Below are 18302 nucleotides of genomic sequence, written 5' to 3' on the forward strand. Positions count from 1 at the left end.
GCGGGCCGGAGAGGCTGCTCCCACGCTGGCTGGTGCGGGTGCGCTCTTTCTCAGGAAGGTTTAACGAAGATTCGGTTGACAGACGGTCAGCTGATAGGAAGTCGCGGAGCATAGCGCCGTGACCATGTCATGGTCAAGATCTATCTTTTCTGTGCACGCTTGTATCAAATGACGTCCACCTGTCTTTCATTTTGGTTTGCCGGGCTTTGGCCAAGAGCTGGCCCCGGTCGGGGAGGACGTCACACCGTTGAAGAACATCACGAGAACCGCTGCGGTGGCCACTGCCGCAGCGGTCATAGTCACGCTCGGCGCGGGCCTGTTCCCGAGCGCCGCCGTCGCGGCCGGTTCGGCGCCCGTGCCGAGGGATCCGGCTGACGCCGTCCAGCAGAACACCGAGCACAACATCCCGGGCCCGCTGACCGCGAAGGTGGAGGCCGAGCAGAAGGCCGCCACCGAGAAGCTGCTCGACGGCACCGCCCAGGTCGAGCAGCACAACGGCAGCACCAGCGTGAAGCTCGGCAAGGACAAGTACGTGGAGCTCGCCCGCGAGCGCACGGACAAGATCTTCACCATCCTGGTCGACTTCGGCGACCAGGTGGACAGCACCACCAAGACGCCGGACGGCAAGGTCAAGTACGGCGGTGAGGCCGGCCCGAAGCACAACGAGATCGCGCAGCCGGACCCGGCCACCAACAACTCGACCGCCTGGCAGGCCGACTACAACCAGCAGCACTACCAGGACCTGTACTTCTCCAAGGACAAGCCCTCGCTGAAGACCTTCTACGAGAAGCAGTCCTCGGGCCGCTACTCGGTCGACGGCGTGGTCTCGGACTGGGTCCGGGTGCCGTGGAACGAGGCCCGCTACGGCTCCGACTACTGCGGCTCCAACGTCTGCGCCAGCGCCCAGGACCTGATCCGCGACGCCGTGGACATCTGGAACAAGGACCAGCTGGCGAAGGGTCAGACGCCGGAGCAGATCAAGGCGACCCTGGCCCAGTACGACCAGTGGGACCGCTACGGCTCGCACCACGACGGCAACTTCAACCAGCCCGACGGGTACATCGATCACTTCCAGATCGTGCACGCCGGTGAGGACAAGTCGGCCGGCGGCGGCAAGCAGGGCAGCAAGGCCCTGTGGGCCCACCGCTCCTACGCCTACGGCAACCTGACGGGCCAGGCCGGCCCCGACGGCAACAAGCTCGGCGGCGTCCAGGTCGGCGACACCGGCCTCTGGATCGGCGACTACACGATGCAGCCGGAGAACGGCGGCCTCGGCGTCTTCGCCCACGAGTACGGCCACGACCTCGGTCTGCCGGACCTCTACGACACCGCCGGCAAGGGCATCGACAACTCGGTCGGCTTCTGGTCGCTGATGTCCTCCGGCTCCTGGCTCGGCGAGGGCAAGAACAGCATCGGCGACATGCCGAACGACCTCGACGGCTGGAGCAAGTTCAAGCTCGGCTGGCTGAAGGCGGACCGCGCCAAGGCCGGCACCGAGTCGACCCACCACATCGGCCCGGCGGAGTACAACACCAGCCTGCCGCAGAGCCTGATCGTCGACCTGCCGAAGAAGAGCATCACCACCGAGATCAACAAGCCGTTCGGCGGCAGCGGTGAGTGGTGGAGCGGCAGCGCCGACAACCTGAACGTCACGCTCACCCGTGACCTCGACCTGACCGGCAAGACCAAGGCCGCCATCAACGCCAAGGCCTGGTACGAGCTGGAGCCGGACTTCGACTACGCCTTCGGCGAGGTCTCCACCGACGGCGGCAAGACCTGGACCGTCGTGGACGGCACCTGGAACGGCGCCCCGCTGCCCCGCGAGAACGGCCGCCCGGCCGTCAGCGGCCTGGCCGCGACCTGGGGCGACCTGTCCTTCAACCTGGACGCCTACGCGGGCAAGCAGGTCAAGTTCCGCTACCACAACACCACCGACGGCGGCCTGCACTACCGCGGCCTGGCGCTGGACGACATCACGGTGACCGCCGACGGCGCCACCGTGTTCAGCGACGACGTCGAAAAGGGTGACAACGGCTGGGCGACCGCCGGGTTCTCCCGCTTCGGCGGCTCGTACACCAAGGACTACGCGCAGTACTACATCGCGGAGAACCGGCAGTACGTGTCCTTCGACCAGACCCTGAAGACCGGTCCGTACAACTTCGGCTTCGCCGACAAGCCGGGCTGGGTCGAGCACTACCCCTACCAGGCCGGTCTGCTGATCTGGTACTGGGACGAGTCGCAGACCGACAACAACGTCAGCGCCCACCCGGGCCACGGCCTGGTCCTGCCGGTCGACTCGCACCCGGCCCCGCTGAAGTGGGCCGACGGCACCCTGATGCGTCCGCGCGTCCAGGGCTTCGACTCCACCTTCGGCTCGCGCCGCGTGCAGGCGCTGACCCTGCACAAGGCCGGCGTCGAGACCGTCATCCCGAAGGCCAAGGGCGTCGACGAGTTCTCGGACCTGAAGTCCTGGTGGTCGAAGGACGACCCGTACAGCGGCGTCGACGTCCCGAAGACCGGGACCAGCATCGAGATCGAGAACGAGTCCTCGAACTACCTGGAGACCTGGATCCGGGTCCGCCCGGTCGACAACTGATCGCTCCCTCGGTAGCGATCGGCCTGTGACCAGGCAGCTCTGACACCTCCAGTCCGGCCCGTCCCCGCACCGCGCGGGGGCGGGCCGGACGCTTTTCCGTGGCTCTGGTCACAGGCCCTCGGCCTGGTACGACCGGCGGTAGTAGCGGTGCGGGCGGCGCGCTCGGACCTGGCCGATGCGGGCAGGGCGATCGGATCTCATGATCATTACTCGGCCGGCTCGAATCTCCGGCGGCGTGCCGACTACCCGCCGTAGTAGGCCGCCCGGTTTGGGACTGCGCCCGGTGACCGTTAAACCTGAGTGGTCCCCCGCTCAGCACGCGCCCGAACGGGCCCTTCGTGCTGCCCCCGTACGACCGTGAGGTACGGCTACCGATGTCCACCGTCCCGCCCGTGGGGCCGACCCTGCGCCGGCTCGCCGCCCGCACAGCGGCCCAGGCGGCCGCCTGGCAGCCCCGGCTCGGCCACGCCGTCCGCACCCACGCCGCGCCCCTGCGCATGCTCGCCACGCCCCGCCACAGCACGCTGCCGGGCAGTCGTCAGCGGGCCGAGCACGACCATGCGCTGGTCTCGGCCGGAGCGGCCGCGGTACTGATCGCCGGCGTCCTGCTGGTGGCCGCTCCCGGCAGCGCCTCGGCACAGACCGTCCGGCCCACCACGCCGGGCAGCTCGGCCTTCACCGCGCCGCGGGCGGAGGTGCCCGACCCGGGAGTGGTCCAGGTGGCTGGGCCCAGCCCGTACCGGCTGCCTGAGGACGGCGCATCGGCCCAGCAGTTCGTGGCGGTGGCGGCCAACCTGCTGCCGCTTGAAGCGCCCGCCCCGGCCGCGGAGCCGGAGGCCGCCGCCGCGCCGGCGCCCGAGCCCGCACCGGAGCCCGCGCCCGCGCCCGCCCCCGAGTGGTCCGCGCCGGTGCCGGACGCACCGACCAGCAATCCGTACGGGGTGGCCAACCGCGAGTACGCGGCCGGGTACCACACCGGGGTGGACTTCGCGGTCTCCCCGGGCACGCCGCTGCTGGCCGTCGGCAACGCGACCGTGGTGTCGGCCGGCTGGGACGGCGCGTACGGCAAGGAGGTCGTGCTGCGGCTCGCGGACGGGCGCTTCGCGCAGTACGCGCACATGTCCTCGGTCGCGGTCTCGGCGGGCCAGCAGGTCTCGGCGGCGCAGCGGATCGGGCTGTCCGGGAGCACCGGCAACTCGACCGGGCCGCACCTGCACTTCGAGATCCGCACCAGCAACCGCTACGGCGCGGTGGTCAACCCGATCGCGTACCTCGCGGGGCACGGCGTCACGAACTTCTGACCCCGGCGCCTCGGCCCGGTGCCTGAGCGCCGGGGCGCCGGGGCGTTACCGGGAGCCGGCGGGCTGCCAGGAGGCCGGCGCGGTCGGGGCCGGGTGGTTGATCCGGCCGCCGATCTCCAGCGCGACGTCCCGGGCCGCTTCGATCGCCCCCTCCAGCGTGGTCGTCGCCGCCAGCGGCTCGCCCCAGACGTTCTCGGCGTGGGAGCAGTCCGCGTGGTCCTGCTTGAGCAGGAACAGCGCCGAGTGGACGGTGAACAGCGCCATCGCGGCGCGCAGCCGGTCCGGGAAGTCCGCGTCCGGCCCGTGCACCAGCTGCATCATGGTGATCATGCGGTCCCGGAAGGCCAGGCCGGCCGGGGATTCGCGCAGCGCGGGCTGGTTCTCGTGGAAGAAGCGCAGCAGCGGGGCCCGCTCGGCCATCCCGTCCGCGAAACGGCGGATCAGCTCGTCGCGCATCTCCGGGCTCCAGGCCTGCTCGCGGCCCCACGCGATGGTCTCGTCGATCGGCGCGGCCATCCGCTCGACGATGCCGAGGACGATGTCGTCCTTGGTCTTGAAGTGGTAGTAGAGCGCGGCCTTGGTCACGCCGAGGCGGTCGGCGATCTCGCGCAACGAGGTCTGCTCGTAGCCCTGCTCGGAGAAGAGCTCCAACGACACCTCGATGATGCGAGCCCGGGTGTCGCTGCGGGGGCTGTGCGGAGTGCCCATGGCCTGCCTCATGACTGCGTCGGTGACTGCTGCGGACTCCCGGTGGCGTCCGCCCCGGGCACATTCTCCCTGCCCAGGTACTCGGTCGGAAAACTGGCTTGACGACCGGCTAGGGAACAACTTACCGTGCCGACGATCGATTAACTAGCCGGGCGACAAGTAAGTGAGCCGCCGCGCGGCACGACGTTCCGTCCGAACCACCCCTCCGGGAGACCCACCTCATGTCACAGTCCAAGACCGCCGGCCCGGTACCGGAGGACAAGACGGCCGAGGAGGAGCAGCCGCGGTCACCCCGCGAGATCCGCCTCGTGATGGTCGGCCTGGTCGTCACCATGCTGCTGGCCATGCTCGACAACCTGATCGTCGGCACCGCGATGCCGACCATCGTCCACGACCTCGGCGGCGCCGAGCACCTGTCCTGGGTGGTCACCGCGTACACCCTGGCCACCGCCGCCTCCACCCCGATCTGGGGCAAGCTCGGCGACATGTACGGCCGCAAGGGCATCTTCCTCACCTCGATCGTGATCTTCCTGGTGGGCTCGGCGCTGTCCGGCCTGTCGCAGAACATGAACGAGCTGATCGGCTTCCGCGCCGTCCAGGGCCTGGGCGCCGGCGGTCTGATGGTCGGCGTCATGTCGATCATGGGTGCGCTGGTCCCGCCGCGGGACCGCGGCAAGTACCAGGGCATGTTCGCCGCGGTGATGGCCCTCGCCACCATCGGCGGCCCGCTGGCCGGCGGCTTCATCACCGACCACCTGAGCTGGCACTGGACCTTCTACATCAACCTGCCGCTCGGCGTGGTCGCGCTCGCCGTGGTCGTCGTCACCCTGAAGCTCCCGAAGGTCCGCAGCACCGCCCGGATCGACTACCCGGGCGCCGTGCTGCTCACCACCGGCATCACCTCGCTCGTGCTGATCACCACCTGGGGCGGCCAGCAGTACGCCTGGGGCTCGAAGGAGATCCTCGGCCTGGCCGCGCTCGCCGCCGCCTCGCTGATCGCCTTCTGCTACGTCGAGCAGCGGGCCCAGGAGCCGATGCTGCCGCTGAACCTGTTCCGCAACCTGAACTTCACCCTGGTCGCGGTCATCGGCTTCGTCGTCGGCTTCGTGATGTTCGGTTCGACCGTTTTCCTGCCGCTCTACCAGCAGACGGTCCAGGGCGCCTCGGCGACCAACTCCGGCCTGCTGCTGATGCCGATGATGTTCGGCATGCTGGTGGTCTCGCTGGTGGTCGGCCAGGCCGTCACCAGGACCGGCAAGTACCGGATCTTCCCGATCATCGGCACCGTCGTGATGACCGGCGGCCTGCTCCTGCTCTCCACCATGGGCACCGGGACCAGCAGCTTCACCTCGGCCTGCTGGATGGTCGTGCTGGGCGCCGGCATGGGCTTCCTGATCCAGATCACCATGCTGGTCGCGCAGAACAGCGTCGAGCTCAAGGACATGGGCGTGGCCAGCTCCACCGCCACCCTCTTCCGCACCATCGGCGGTTCCTTCGGTGTCGCGCTGTTCGGCGCCCTGTTCAACAACCGGGTGAAGGACACCATGACCGAGCGGCTCGCCGGGAAGCCGCAGCCCGCCGGCGGGATGAAGGACCCGAGCCAGATGAGTCTGAACGACCTGCGCAAGCTGCCCGACTACGTCCAGGACGCCTACAACCACGCGGTGTCCAACGGCGTGCACAGCATCTTCCTGTGGGGCGCCGGGGTGGCCGTGATCGCCATCGCCGCCGCGGTGTTCGTGCGCGAGGTGCCGCTGCGCGGGGCGGGCAACGGCGAGAAGCCGGCCGAGGCCTCGCTGGAGGCGGCCGCCGTCTGACGGCCCGTTCCCGTACGACCGCGGCGCCCCCGGGAGGTTCGTCCTCCCGGGGGCGCCGTCGGCTGCGGTCACGTACGTGGTCGGCGGCGGTCGTCTCCCGCCGCCTTATCGGGGCAGGCGGTAGACGCCCTGCTCGACCGGCTCGACCAGGCCGTCCGCCACCAGGCCGTCCAGGGCCCTGGCCCGCTGCACCGCGTCCGGCCAGACCGCGTCCAGGCGGGCCTGCCCGACGTCGCCGTGGGACTCGCGGAGCACCGCGAGCAGCTTGCCGCGCACCTGGCGGTCCGTCCCCTCGTAGGACTGGCCGCGCCGTGCCGGGCCCTCGTACGGCGGGCGGCCGGCCCGCTGCCAGGCGCAGCCGGTGAACAGCGGGCACTCCCCGCACTCCGGACCGCGCGCGGTGCAGACCAACGCCCCCAGCTCCATCACGCCGACCGCCCAGGTGGCGGCCGTCTCGGCGTCGTCGGGCAGCAGGACGGTGGCGGTGCGGCGCTCGGCGGCGGTGGTGGCCTGGGCCGGGTACTCGACGCCGGTCACCGCGCGGGCGAAGACCCGGCGGACGTTGGTGTCCAGCACCACGTGCCGCTGGCGGAAGGCGAAGGAGGCGACGGCGGCGGCGGTGTACTCCCCCACCCCGGGCAGCGAGAGCAGCGTGGCGTGGTCGTCCGGGACCTCGCCACCGTGCTCCTCGGTGATCGCCACGGCGGCCGCGTGCAACCGCAGCGCGCGGCGCGGGTAGCCCAGCCGACCCCACATCCGCACCGCCTCGCCCGGTGCCTCGGCGGCGAGGGCGGCCGGGGTCGGCCAGCGGGTCAGCCAGGCCTCCCAGGCGGGCAGCACGCGCTTGACAGGGGTCTGCTGGAGCATGAACTCGCTCACCATGACCGCCCAGGGCGTCGCGTCGGGGGTCCGCCAGGGCAGGTCGCGCTTGCTCGCCTCGTACCAGTCCAGGACGGTCGAGTGGAACAGCGGCAGGGGCATCGGCAGCCGGAGGGCGTCGGCGGCAGCGGCGGGGCCGGCGTCGACGGCGCGGGCGGCGAAGGGCGCGGTGGGCGCGGTGGCGGTGGCGGTGATGGCAGTCATGGCCCTTCGATCCTGCCATGCCCGCCGACCCGGCCGAAGTGGAGGAGAACGCTCCGGGTCCTCCCGGGAATTTCCCGGAAATCAGCCGTCCGGGGCTCCCTCGAACGGATGAAATGGCGGATCATGTGAAGGAAGGGGCGACTGTGCGGTGTTGGTGAGTCAATCGCCACACACAGTCTCGTAGAGTTTGGTCGTGCCCTCTCTGCGTCAACCCGTGGGACCGCTGCCGGCCTCGATCTACTGGCGACGGCGCGTCGTCGTGCTCGTCGCCGCCGCGGCGGTCATCGCCCTGATCGCCTGGCTGATGACCGATCAGGGCGGAGGCGGTGACGGCGGCTCACAGAGCAAGGCCGCCCAGCCCGTTCCGTCCCAGCCCCAGACCCCGGTCGAGGCCATCACGCCCGGCGCCTCGCCCAGCGGCCCCGCGGCCCGCCCCGGTGGCGGCAGCGGCGGCGGGAGCAACCCCGGCGGCGGCCCGGTGGCCGGCGGCGGCGGTACCGAGGTCAACCTCAGCGGCGGCACCGGTGCCAACCCGGCCCCCGGCGGCGGCTCGACGGCCGGCGGCGGCTCGACGGCCGGCGGCGGCTCGACGGCCGGCAACGGGGCCGGTGGCACCGGCGGCGGGACGGCGAACGGGAGCGGCGGATCGGGCAGCTCTGGCGGGTCCGGCGGAGCCGGCGGCTCGGGCGGCGGCACCCCGCCGGTGAACACCCCCGACATCCTGGCGCTCCCGGTCTGCGCCTCCTCGCAGGTCGCCCTGGAACTGGCCGGCACCCAGAACTCGTACCAGCCCAAGGACAAGCCGAAGCTGGCCCTGACGGTCAAGAACTCCTCCGGCGCCAACTGCCGGGTGGACCTCGGCCGCGTCGCCTCCGCGATCACCGTGAGCGCCAGCAACGGCGACCGGGTCTGGTCCTCCGGCGACTGCCCCGCCGACCGCGGCAGCATCTGGGTACAGCTGGCGGCCAACGGCAACCAGACCGAGACCTTCACCTGGGACCGCAGCCGCAGCAAGCCGCAGTGCGCGACCGCCGACCAGGCGGCCCCGGCGAACGGCACCTACGTGGTGCTCGCCGAACTCACCGGGCTCACCGGGGACAAGGTCTCGGCGCGGACCTCGATCCGACTGGACAACTGAGGGGTCATATCGGTTCGGAGTCCCCCGTCGCCGCGCGGCCGGAGGCTCCTGCGTCGCAGGGCGGGGAGCCGGCGTCGCGGGGCCGTGACGGCAAGGGGACGGCCCCTGGGGAGCGAACTCCCCGGAGGCCGTCTGCCGCCGGTGTGCGGATCAGACGTAGCGCTCCAGGATGGACGATTCGGCAAGCCGGGACAGGCCCTCGCGGACCGAGCGGGCCCGGGTCTCGCCGACGCCCTCGACCGTCTGCAGGTCGTCGATGCTGGCGGCGAGCAGCTTCTGCAGGCCGCCGAAGTGCTCGACCAGACGCTCTATCACCGTGTTGGGCAGGCGCGGGATCTTCGCCAGCAGACGGTAGCCGCGCGGCGAGACCGCGGAGTCCAGGGACTCCGGCGTCCCCGAGTATCCGAGCGCCTTGGCGACCGTCTGCAGGTCCAGCAGCTCGGCGTGGGTGAGCGCCTCCAGGTCGGCCAGCACCTCGGTGACCGTCCGGCCCTTCTTGGCCGCCCGCTCCGGGAAGTAGTCCCGGGCGACCAGTTCGCGCTCCGGCTCCACGCCCGCGATCAGCTCGTCCAGTTGCAGCGAGAGCAGGCGGCCGTCGGTCCCGAGCTCCAGCACGTAGCCGGCGATCTCGGTCGCGATCAGCCGGACCATCTCCAGGCGCTGGGCCACGGCGGTGACGTCCCGCACCGTCACCAGGTCCTCGATCTCCAGCGCGGAGAGCGTGCCCGCCACCTCGTCCAGGCGCAGCTTGTAGCGCTCCAGGGTGGCCAGCGCCTGATTGGCGCGGGACAGCACGGTGGTGGAGTCCTCCAGCACCCGGCGGGTGCCGTTGACGTACATTGCGATCAGCCGCATCGAATGCGAGACCGCGACCACCGGGTAGCCCGTCTGCCGGTTGACCCGCTCGGCGGTGCGGTGGCGGGTGCCGGTCTCGTCCGTGGGGATGGTCGAGTCCGGCATCAGGTGCACGCCGGCCCGGACGATCTTCGTGATGTCCTTGTCGAGCACCACCGCGCCGTCGAGCTTGCACAGCTCGCGCAGCCGGGTCGCCGTGAACTCGACGTCCAGGACGAAGCCGCCGGTGCAGAGGGACTCGACCGCCTTGTCGAAACCCAGCACGATCAGGCCGCCGGTGTTGGCCCGCAGGACCCGCTCCAGGCCGTCACGCAACGCCGTGCCGGGCGCGATGGCGGTGAGGGAGGCCCGCAGCAGGGCCTCCTCACGGGAGGCCTTGTCCGCCCCCCGGTCGCTGGCTGCCACGTGACTCCTCCGGTCGACCCCGTGCCGCGCCTCGCGCCGTGCGCCGGTCCGCGGTCTGTTGCTCTGTCGCTCAGTACCGCTCGGTACTGCCTTCTGGCCAATGAGACTGGGGAAAGTCTAACTGCGTGTGGCTTCGGCAGAGCTTGGGTCAGCGCACTTCGTCGGAGTCGAGCGGCTCCCAGCCGTCCATCAGCTCCTCGGGGTACGCCGCGACCCGCGCCGAGCGGGGGGCCGGCGGCGCCGACGGGGCCTCACCACGGGCCTTCGCACGGCCCTCGGCGGCGGCCTCGCCACCGGCCTGCGCACGAGCTTCGCCGCGCGGCTTGGCGGCGCCCCGGCGACGACCCGGGATGGCCCGCAGCGCCTCGCCGATGTCGGCCACCTCGACCACCTTCATGCCCGGCGGCACCTTGCCCGGGTCCGGCGGGACCAGGGCGTGGGTGAAGCCCAGCCGGTGCGCCTCGGCGAGCCGCCGCTGCACACCCGTCACCCGCCGTACCTCACCCGCCAGGCCGACCTCGCCGATCGCCACCAGATTGCTGGGCAGCGGGGTGTCCGTGGAGGAACTGGCCACCGCGAGCGCCACCGCGAGGTCCGCGGACGGCTCGCTCAACTTCACCCCGCCGACCGTCGCCGTGTAGATGTCCTGCTTGCCGAGCTTCACCCCGCCGTGCCGCTCGACCACGGCAAGGATCATCGCGATCCGGGGCGACTCCAGACCCGAGGTGGTGCGGCGCGGCGACGGGATCTGCGAATCCACCATCAGCGCCTGCACCTCGGCGACCAGCGGGCGCTTGCCCTCCAGCGTGACGGTCAGGCAGGTGCCCGGAACGGGCTTGTCACGCCTGGTCAGGAAGAGGCCGGACGGATCGGCCAGACCGACGATGCCCTCGTCGTGCAGCTCGAAGCAGCCCACCTCGTCGGTGGCGCCGTAACGGTTCTTGACCCCGCGGATGAGGCGCAGCCGGGCATGCCGGTCGCCCTCGAAGCTGAGCACCACGTCCACCAGGTGCTCCAGCAGGCGCGGGCCGGCGATCTGGCCGTCCTTGGTGACGTGGCCGACCAGCAGGGTGGCCATGCCGCGCTCCTTGGACGCCCGGATCAGCGCGCCCGCCACCTCGCGGACCTGGGCCGGGCCGCCGGGCGCGCCGTCCAGCTCGGCCGAGGCGATGGTCTGCACCGAGTCCAGGATCAGCAGGCCGGGGCTGACCGCCTCGACGTGCCCCAGCACGGCGCCGAGGTCGGACTCGGCGGCGAGGTAGAGGTGCTCGGACAGGGCGTTGATCCGGTCGGCCCGCAGCCGGACCTGGCCGGCCGACTCCTCACCGGTGACGTAGAGCGTGCGGTGCTGGGCGGTCGCCGCCTTGGCCGCGACATCCAGCAACAGGGTCGACTTGCCGACACCGGGCTCACCCGCCAGCAGCACCACCGCGCCGGGGACCAGCCCGCCGCCGAGCACCCGGTCCAGCTCCGGCACGCCCGTCGAACGGGCCGTCGCGACCTGGCCGTCCACCTGGCCGATCGGGCGGGCGGGCGCGCTGACCGGGCCGGCCGCCGTCGTCCGGATCGGCACCGCGCCGTACTCCTCGACCGTCCCCCAGGCGTTGCACTCCGGACAGCGGCCGACCCACTTGGGCAGCTGGTTGCCGCACTCGGTGCAGCGGTACGCCGGGCGCGGCTTGGCAGTGGTCTTGGAACGCGGAGGCATGCGGCCCACGGTAGCGCCTGGGTACGACAGCGACGGTGGGGGCGGTCTCGGGGAGCGTGGGGGCGGCTCGCAGGGCGGTGCTCGGGGCGGAGCTCGGGGCGCTCGGGTGCGGCGGTGCTTGGGACGCCCGGGTACGGCAGTGCTCGGGGCGCTCGGGTGCGGCGGTGCTTGGGTACGGAGACGGCGGTCCGCCACTGGGCTCGCCGTGCATCCACACAGATGGGCGATGTTGTTACCCGAAAGAAGTACATACGCGGGGAATGGTGAGGGAGAAGCGTCCGGTGTCTCTACCGTCGGACGGGTGACAACGCGAACTGTTGGGCCGGCCGGGCCTCAGGCCGCCGCCGTGCTCGCGGCCTACGACCGGCAGGTGGACGGCCTGTTCACCTACTGCCTCTCGGTGCTGTGCGAGCACGACGCCGCCGCCGACGCCCTGCACGAGGCCCGCGAGCTGGCGCAGCGGCACGGCGCCCGGCTGGCCGAGCCCGGGCTCGTACGGGCCTGGCTGTTCTCGCTGGCCCGGTACTGCTGCCTGCGGCGGCTCGCGGACGGGGCCGGCGCCGGGGCTGATGCTGGTGCTGCTGTTGGTGCTGGTGGCGAGGCCGGCGTTGGGGTCGGGGCTGGGCGCGAGTACGGGGCGGAGCCGAGCGAGGCCGAGGCTGCGCGGCGTCGGCGCGAACTGGCGTCGCTGGCCTGGCCGGAGGCGGCCGGCACCGACCCCGAGCAGCGCGAGGCGCTGGAGCTGTCCGCCCGGCACCGGCTGACCCCGCTGGAGGTCGCGGCCGTGCTGGGCCTGCCGTTCGAGCGCACCCGGGAACTGCTGGCCGGAGCCGAGGCCGAGGTGGCCCGGACGAGGACGGCGCTGCTGGTACTCGGCGTGGGCAGCTGCCCGGAGCTTGACCGGCTCGGCGGGGCCGGGGCGGAGTCCTGGCGGGACTGGGTGCTCGGCCCGGCACTGCGGCGGGAACTGGTCCAGCACGTCGTGGACTGCCCGACCTGCCGGGGGACGGCGGAGCGGGTGGCCGACGGGGCGGCGGAGGGCGTGGCGGGGCTGGCGGGGCTGCCGTTGTTGCGGGCTCCGGCTGCGGTTCCTGCGCCTTCTCCGGCGCGTGCTCGGGTGGGAGTTCCAGCGGGTGTTCCAGCGGGTGTTGCGGCCTGGGCGGAGCCGGGGTTGCGGTTCGACCAGGGCGGCTTCCCGCGGCACCGGGCGCCCGACGCGGGGCGCGGACTGGCGGTCCGTCGGCGGGTGGTGACCACCGGGGTGCTCGCGGCCGTCCTGGCGGCGCCGGTGATCGCCCTCTGGGCCGGGCACCGGGTCGGCGGCGGACCGGGGTCGGCGGCCTCGGTGTCGGCGGTGCGGGTGGGCGAGGCCGGCCAGGAGGCCGGGCAGCGACCGCCGCAGCCGGGGGTAGCGGCCGGAGGCCCTGGGGTGCCAGGGATGCCAGGATTGGAGCTGGCGGGGGCGGGTGGGGCCGGTATCGGCGGTGCAGAAACGTTGCTTCCCGGCTTTCCACGGCTGACCTTCCAGGGCGCAGCGGTCCCCGTCCCGGCCCACGGCGCCACCCCGCTCAGCAGCCCGACCCTCGTCGCCGCGCCGGCCCCCGTCGTCGAACGGGCCTCCGCGCCCGGCACCACCGAGACGGCCCCGGCCGGGCTGCTCACCGTCGAGGCCGGCGAGTACGGCAGCCGTACGGTCCTCACCCTCACCAACTCCGGTACCACCGAGATCCGCTGGCACGCGGTGACGGACGCCGGCTGGCTCCGGCTCAGCCGCGACTCCGGCACGCTCGCGCCCGGCCAGCGGATCACCGTGATCGTCACCGTGGACGAGGACCTGGCGCCCGCGACGCACTGGACCGCCCGGATCGCGCTGCAGCCCTCCCAGGCGGTGGTCACCCTGGAAGGCGGCCCGACCAACCGTGGCGGCCCCACCTCCACCCCGGCGGACCCGTCGCCGACAGGGTCCGCCTCGCCGACGGCCACCTCGACGCCGACGGCCACGGGCGCGCCGTCACCGTCCGGCTCCCCGGCACCGGGATCGCCGACGGCGGCACCCACGTCCACCACCCCGACGAGTTCGCCCACCCGCTCGGGCACGCCGACGGCAACCCCGCCGACCAGTGCGACACCGCATCCGACGGGGACGCCGACGGCATCGGCCCCGGCATCCACATCGACGTCGGCGCATTAGCCTCGGTCGTTCAGGAGTCCTCGTCGGCGTGCCGACGGGGACTCTGGGTCTACGAGGTGCGGTCTTCTCGAGGCTGGGGCAGGTTGCCGGCCCAGGCCACCGGCACGACACGAACCCGCGGGTACTACCCGATATGCTTCCTCGCCTGGGAGGTGCCTCCGACTGGAGTGGGAACAAGGGCCTCGACAATCCTCATTCTTGCCGGTCGTAGGCACTTGGTGTTTTTACCTGACCACCTATCGGGCACCACATTTCATGACGTGACGATGGGGTGAACGCGATGCCTCTTGAGGGCGAATACGAGCCGAGTCCGGCGCAGTGGGTGCGCGATCAGGTCGAGCAGTACGAGAGTTCTGGCGGGACGCAGGGATCGACGCTCTGGGACACGGGCCTGCCCGTCGTGATTCTCACGACCCGAGGTGCGAAGAGCGGCAAGATCCGCAAGGTCCCGTTGATGCGCGTGGAGCACGAGGGGCGGTACGCGGCCGTCGCCTCGAAGGGCGGCTTCCCGCATCACCCGGTCTGGTACTTCAACGTCAAGTCCGACCCGCACGTGGAGCTCCAGGACGGGCCTGTGCGCCGGGACATGACGGCCCGCGAGCTCACCGGGGACGAGAAAGCCGAGTGGTGGGAGCGCGCGGTCGCCGCATATCCGCCGTACGCCGAGTACCAGGAGAAGACCGACCGCGTGATCCCCGTCTTCGTGCTCGAGCCCCGCCCTTGAGGTAGGTATTTTGCAGGGCACGACAACCTCAAATACTTGCGCTCCCGCGGGGTTTGGCGCCCTTGTGAGCCATGCCTGATCTTCGGTTGTCCACGCAGCTCACGGTGATCATCGGCGGCCGCAGCGGTCTCTGCACCCACCCACCAGCAAGATCACGATCGGCGACTGGAGTGCTGAGCAGAGAGTCCGGCGGCGCGGGCCAGTACGTCGGCGGTCTGCGATCCCGCCTCGACGGCGTGGTCAGCCGTGCTGGGCAGGCAGCGGCCGCGCTCGGGGGCGAACTCGGTCATGATGACGCCGGCGTGGTCGGTCGCGACCTCGTCGAGTGACACCGGCCAGCCGTGTTCCTCGAGCACCGTCCGCAACTCGCGTGAACGCTCGACGGGCACCACTGGATCGGCGGTGCCGTGCACCAGCCACACCGGCACGGACGGCAGCAGGCTGCCGCCCAAGCGGAGGTCGTCGATCGGGGCGGTGCCGGTGGTCGGTGCCGCCGATCCGTACGCACCGGCGATTCCCACCACGGCTTGCGGCCGCCAGTTGCCGAACGCGGCGGGATTCAGGGCGACACCCACCGCGGCCTTGCCCCCCAACGACCAACCGGCGAGCGCGATCCGCTCGGGATCCCCGCCGAAGGAGGCCACGTTCTGCCGTACGAAGACGGCTGACTCACTCAGATGCGTTCGCCCGCCGTCCGGGGCGTCGGGTCGCCAGTCCGGCACCAGGACGATGACGCCCAGCCCTGCCGCAGCGCGGGCGATCGGTGCCAGGACATCCCGTTCGTCGGGGCCCCGACCGTGCCAGAGCAGCACCGCAGGCACAGGGCCCGGCGCGCCCGCAGGCTGATAGACGTCCAGGAGCTTGCCACTGGCCCCGTATCTGATCCCCGCCCTGACGACAACCTCTGTGGCCACCGTGACACCCCCACTCGTACACCACGAACAATGTCACGCTACCAACGCGAGTCCGCCGCCCCGGCGACGTGGGCCGGGATGTCAGGTGGTGCGGTGGATCGGGGGGACTTGGTAGGTGCCGTCGAGGACCGGGGGCTTCGGCTGGTAGAGGCGGATGATCGGGCGGAATTCGCCGAGCGGGGTGGGGAGCCAGTTGGCGGCGGCGGTCGGGTCCTCGGGCTGGTCGTGCTGGAGGGTCAGGGTGAGGGAGCCGTCGTCGCCGTAGACCAGGCCGGGGGTGCGGTCGCCGATCGAGTAGCGGTCGATCGGGTTCTCGACCAGGTAGTAATCCGGGACGGAGTACATCGTGACGGACCAGAACGCCTCGGCCGGGGGTTGCTGTTCGAAGCGCAGGGTGTAGCTGTTGGCGCCGCTGAGGGGCCGGCCGTCGGAGTCGTCGTACGTCATCGCGTACGAGGCCTCGTAGGCGTGGTTGCCCCAGAGGCCGGCCCGGGCGGCGGCGGCGCGGCTGAGGTAGGCGGCGCGGCGGTCGGGGATGCGCCACTCGGGGTCGTCCAGGGTGCCGGGCCCCAGGTGGTCGGTGTTGTAGTCGAAGAGGTGGAGCGCGGAGCGCCATTCGCCGGGCGGGTGGTCTTCGGGCGGGCGGGTGGCGTCCTCGACCCGTTCGCGGCCGGCGGCGAGGCCTTTGGCCAGTGTGAGCGTCCACTCGGGGGCGGCCGCGCGGTACGGCGAGGCGCCGTCGTCCAGCAGGCCGAGCGGGGCGAAGCGGCGCTGGTACTCGATGTCCGCCGTGGCGGGCGGGAAGGCCTGCATCCACACCCGCAGGCGTTCGAAGAAGGCCAGCCGCTCGGGGACGTCCTGGTCGGGTTCGGGGAGTCCGGCGACCAGGCCGCCGGGCTCCAGCGGTTCCAGGGCGAGGGCGGACTGCACGGCCCGGACCCGGGGCAGGTCGTCCGGGCCGGTGCAGGCGAAACGGCCGACCACGGTGCCGATGGTGGTCGGGAGCTCGATCACGCGGTCCGGGTCCGGCGGGGTGCCGTGCCAGCCGGGCGGGACGATCAGCCAGGTCTGTGCGCCGGTGCCGGTGGCGCGGCGGCCGAGGTAGGCGACGTTGTCCGTCCAGGCGTCGATGAACTGCAGCACGTAGTAGGAACCCTCGGTGTCCGGGACGTGCAGTACCTGCGGGCCCTCGGAGAGGTCGAGTTGGGCGATCGAGTAGATCGTGTCGTTGTTGACCGAGACGAAGTCGTCGGCCGGGCCGGCCAGCCGGGTGGCGTGGCTGAAGTGGTTGAACGACGCCGCGGGCAGGGTGCCCATGCCGCCCCTGGTGAACCGTTCGACCATGGTGAGGCCGGCGACCAGCGGGTAGCCGTAGACGTACGCGTCGGCGGCCAGGGCCTCCAGCTCGGGCTGGTTCATCGCGGGTCCTTCGTACGGTCGTCGGTCAGGACGGTGGGGAGAGGGGCGTCGAGAGGGGGGCGGGCAGCCGGTTCGGGCGGGCAGTGCGGGGGTGGGCGCCGATCCAGGCTTCGGCGGCGGTCACGCGGACGGGGGCCGGGTCCACGAGTACCGGGGTGACCATGCTGTCGCTGCTCCCATTGCCGAATACGGTCGAATCAGTGTCGAACCGCCACAGATCGGATGCTAAGCGGGCTGGGATCGGGCGGCATGTCGGATCGGACGCCCCACGGCCTCTGCCCAGCGCTAATCCGGGCTTGTGAGCGGGCCGGCCGGGAGAAGGTAGCCGGTATGAAGATCCTTCTGCTCGGCGGCTCGTCCTTCCTCGGACGGGCCTACGCCGCCGAGGCCCTTGCCCGGGGCCACCAGGTGACCACCTTCAACCGCGGCCACAGCGCCGCCGACCTGCCCGGCGTCGAGGCCGTCCGGGGCGACCGCGACAGTGCCGAGGACCTCGCCCGGCTCGTCGCCGGCCGCCACTGGGACGCCGTCGTCGACACCTCCGCCCAGCAGCCGGCCCAGGCCGCGCTCGCCGCGCGGCTGCTCCGCGAGCAGGCCGGCCACTACACCTTCGTCTCCTCGGTGCACGCCTTCGCCGACTGGCCCGGGCGGGTGATCGGCGAGGACTCCCCGCGGCACCCCTGCCCGGCCGACACCCCGCCCGGCCAACCGTTCGGCACCGCCCTGAAGGCCGGCTGCGAGCGCGCGGTGCTGGCGGGGTTCGGCGCCGAGCGCTCGCTGGTCCTCAACAGCGGGCTGCTCGTCGGACCGTACGAGATCGGCGGCCGGCTGCCCTGGTGGCTGGAACGGATGGCGCGCGGCGGGCGGGTGCTCGCCCCGGGTGATCCGCAGCGGTCCATGCAGGTGATCGACGTCCGGGACTTCGCCGTCTTCGGCCTGGACCGGCTGACGGCCCGGACGGCGGGCCGGTTCGTCACCACGGCGCCGCCCGGGCGGCTGCGCTTCGGCGAGTGGCTGGAGACCTGCCGGGCGGTCGCGGGCGCCGCGGACACCGACCTGGTCTGGGTCGCGGACGGGCCGCTGCTCGCCGAGGGGCCGGACCGGGTCGATCCGTGGAGCGAACTCCCGTTCTGGACGCCCGACCTGCCCGAACTGGCGGGCACCTGGCTGGCCGACACGGGCCGGGCCGAGGCGTCCGGCCTGCGCTGCCGGCCGTTCGAGGAGACCGCGCGGGACACCTGGGAGTGGCTGCGGACCCGCGGGCCGGTCGAGGACACCGACGGCGACGGGCGCAAGGGACGGCCGGGGGCGGCCGTGCGGCAGGGCATCGAACCCGGCAAGGAGCAGAGGCTGTTGGCCGCCTTCGGGTGAGCGGCGCGGCGCGGGGCAGAAGCGGCGCGGGGAGAAGCGGCACGGTGAACCCGAGCGGGGGCGTGACAGCGG

13 protein-coding genes are annotated in these 18302 nt (G+C 72.2%); 7 read left to right on the top strand and 6 right to left on the bottom strand.

All coding sequences use genetic code 11. The features are described 5' to 3' along the window. Window positions 1-274: 274 nt before the first annotated feature. On the top strand, window positions 275-2596 hold the full coding sequence (locus tag AC0B61_RS07680) for an immune inhibitor A domain-containing protein (protein WP_471739680.1): 2322 nt from the start codon (window positions 275-277) through the stop codon (window positions 2594-2596). A 374-nt stretch (window positions 2597-2970) separates the two neighbouring features. Further along, window positions 2971-3897, top strand: coding sequence for a M23 family metallopeptidase (locus AC0B61_RS07685; RefSeq protein WP_471739681.1), 927 nt, complete (start codon window positions 2971-2973; stop codon window positions 3895-3897). 45 nt (window positions 3898-3942) lie between these two features. Here AC0B61_RS07685 and AC0B61_RS07690 read toward each other — a convergent pair whose 3' ends face one another. Beyond that, complete coding sequence (locus tag AC0B61_RS07690) at window positions 3943-4605, bottom strand: TetR/AcrR family transcriptional regulator (protein ID WP_471739682.1); 663 nt, start codon at window positions 4603-4605, stop codon at window positions 3943-3945. A gap of 221 nt (window positions 4606-4826) precedes the next feature. Here AC0B61_RS07690 and AC0B61_RS07695 point away from each other — a divergent pair, with 221 nt between their 5' ends. Beyond that, window positions 4827-6422, top strand: a complete 1596-nt coding sequence (locus tag AC0B61_RS07695) for an MDR family MFS transporter (protein WP_471739683.1) — start codon at window positions 4827-4829, stop codon at window positions 6420-6422. A 105-nt stretch (window positions 6423-6527) separates the two neighbouring features. On the opposite strand, the gene AC0B61_RS07700 is transcribed toward AC0B61_RS07695, so the two are convergent. Then, window positions 6528-7505 carry an HhH-GPD family protein gene (locus AC0B61_RS07700; protein ID WP_471739684.1) on the bottom strand — a complete coding sequence of 326 codons (978 nt, stop codon included), beginning with the start codon at window positions 7503-7505 and terminating at the stop codon, window positions 6528-6530. Between the two features lie 193 nt (window positions 7506-7698). Here AC0B61_RS07700 and AC0B61_RS07705 point away from each other — a divergent pair, with 193 nt between their 5' ends. After that, the gene (locus tag AC0B61_RS07705) at window positions 7699-8643 is read left to right on the top strand and encodes a hypothetical protein (RefSeq protein WP_471739685.1); all 945 of its coding nucleotides are present in this window, start codon (window positions 7699-7701) and stop codon (window positions 8641-8643) included. Between the two features lie 150 nt (window positions 8644-8793). Here the strand turns inward: AC0B61_RS07705 and disA are convergent, their stop codons facing one another. Together disA and radA are read right to left on the bottom strand one after the other, a co-directional pair. Further along, on the bottom strand, window positions 8794-9852 hold the full coding sequence (gene disA / locus AC0B61_RS07710) for a DNA integrity scanning diadenylate cyclase DisA (RefSeq protein ID WP_471739802.1): 1059 nt from the start codon (window positions 9850-9852) through the stop codon (window positions 8794-8796). 199 nt (window positions 9853-10051) lie between these two features. Beyond that, on the bottom strand, window positions 10052-11611 hold the full coding sequence (gene radA / locus AC0B61_RS07715) for a DNA repair protein RadA (protein ID WP_471739686.1): 1560 nt from the start codon (window positions 11609-11611) through the stop codon (window positions 10052-10054). Between the two features lie 301 nt (window positions 11612-11912). Between radA and AC0B61_RS07720 the strand changes: the two genes are divergently transcribed. Together AC0B61_RS07720 and AC0B61_RS07725 are read left to right on the top strand one after the other, a co-directional pair. After that, the gene (locus AC0B61_RS07720) at window positions 11913-13802 is read left to right on the top strand and encodes a BACON domain-containing protein (RefSeq protein ID WP_471739687.1); all 1890 of its coding nucleotides are present in this window, start codon (window positions 11913-11915) and stop codon (window positions 13800-13802) included. A 280-nt stretch (window positions 13803-14082) separates the two neighbouring features. Next, complete coding sequence (locus AC0B61_RS07725; protein ID WP_471739688.1) at window positions 14083-14526, top strand: nitroreductase family deazaflavin-dependent oxidoreductase; 444 nt, start codon at window positions 14083-14085, stop codon at window positions 14524-14526. A 152-nt stretch (window positions 14527-14678) separates the two neighbouring features. Here AC0B61_RS07725 and AC0B61_RS07730 read toward each other — a convergent pair whose 3' ends face one another. Beyond that, a complete protein-coding gene (locus AC0B61_RS07730) occupies window positions 14679-15440 on the bottom strand; it encodes an alpha/beta hydrolase (protein WP_471739689.1) in 762 nt (253 codons plus the stop codon). 81 nt (window positions 15441-15521) lie between these two features. Next, window positions 15522-16859 (bottom strand): DUF1254 domain-containing protein, encoded by a 1338-nt coding sequence (locus AC0B61_RS07735; RefSeq protein ID WP_471739690.1) that lies wholly within the window; start codon window positions 16857-16859, stop codon window positions 15522-15524. Between the two features lie 330 nt (window positions 16860-17189). Here AC0B61_RS07735 and AC0B61_RS07740 point away from each other — a divergent pair, with 330 nt between their 5' ends. Beyond that, window positions 17190-18230, top strand: coding sequence for an NAD-dependent epimerase/dehydratase family protein (locus AC0B61_RS07740; RefSeq protein WP_471739691.1), 1041 nt, complete (start codon window positions 17190-17192; stop codon window positions 18228-18230). Window positions 18231-18302 lie beyond the last annotated feature (72 nt).

The organism is Kitasatospora sp. NPDC023385 (genome assembly GCF_055664045.1).

What these genes read in the sequence shown, in the direction of transcription:
- AC0B61_RS07685 (WP_471739681.1), top strand. Translation starts at nt 2,971, where the DNA reads ATGTCCACCGTCCCGCCCGTGGGGCCGACCCTGCGCCGGCTCGCCGCC.
- AC0B61_RS07690 (WP_471739682.1), bottom strand. Translation starts at nt 4,605, where the DNA reads ATGGGCACTCCGCACAGCCCCCGCAGCGACACCCGGGCTCGCATCATC.
- AC0B61_RS07695 (WP_471739683.1), top strand. Translation starts at nt 4,827, where the DNA reads ATGTCACAGTCCAAGACCGCCGGCCCGGTACCGGAGGACAAGACGGCC.
- AC0B61_RS07700 (WP_471739684.1), bottom strand. Translation starts at nt 7,505, where the DNA reads ATGACTGCCATCACCGCCACCGCCACCGCGCCCACCGCGCCCTTCGCC.
- radA (WP_471739686.1), bottom strand. Translation starts at nt 11,611, where the DNA reads ATGCCTCCGCGTTCCAAGACCACTGCCAAGCCGCGCCCGGCGTACCGC.
- AC0B61_RS07725 (WP_471739688.1), top strand. Translation starts at nt 14,083, where the DNA reads ATGCCTCTTGAGGGCGAATACGAGCCGAGTCCGGCGCAGTGGGTGCGC.
- AC0B61_RS07735 (WP_471739690.1), bottom strand. Translation starts at nt 16,859, where the DNA reads ATGAACCAGCCCGAGCTGGAGGCCCTGGCCGCCGACGCGTACGTCTAC.
- AC0B61_RS07740 (WP_471739691.1), top strand. Translation starts at nt 17,190, where the DNA reads ATGAAGATCCTTCTGCTCGGCGGCTCGTCCTTCCTCGGACGGGCCTAC.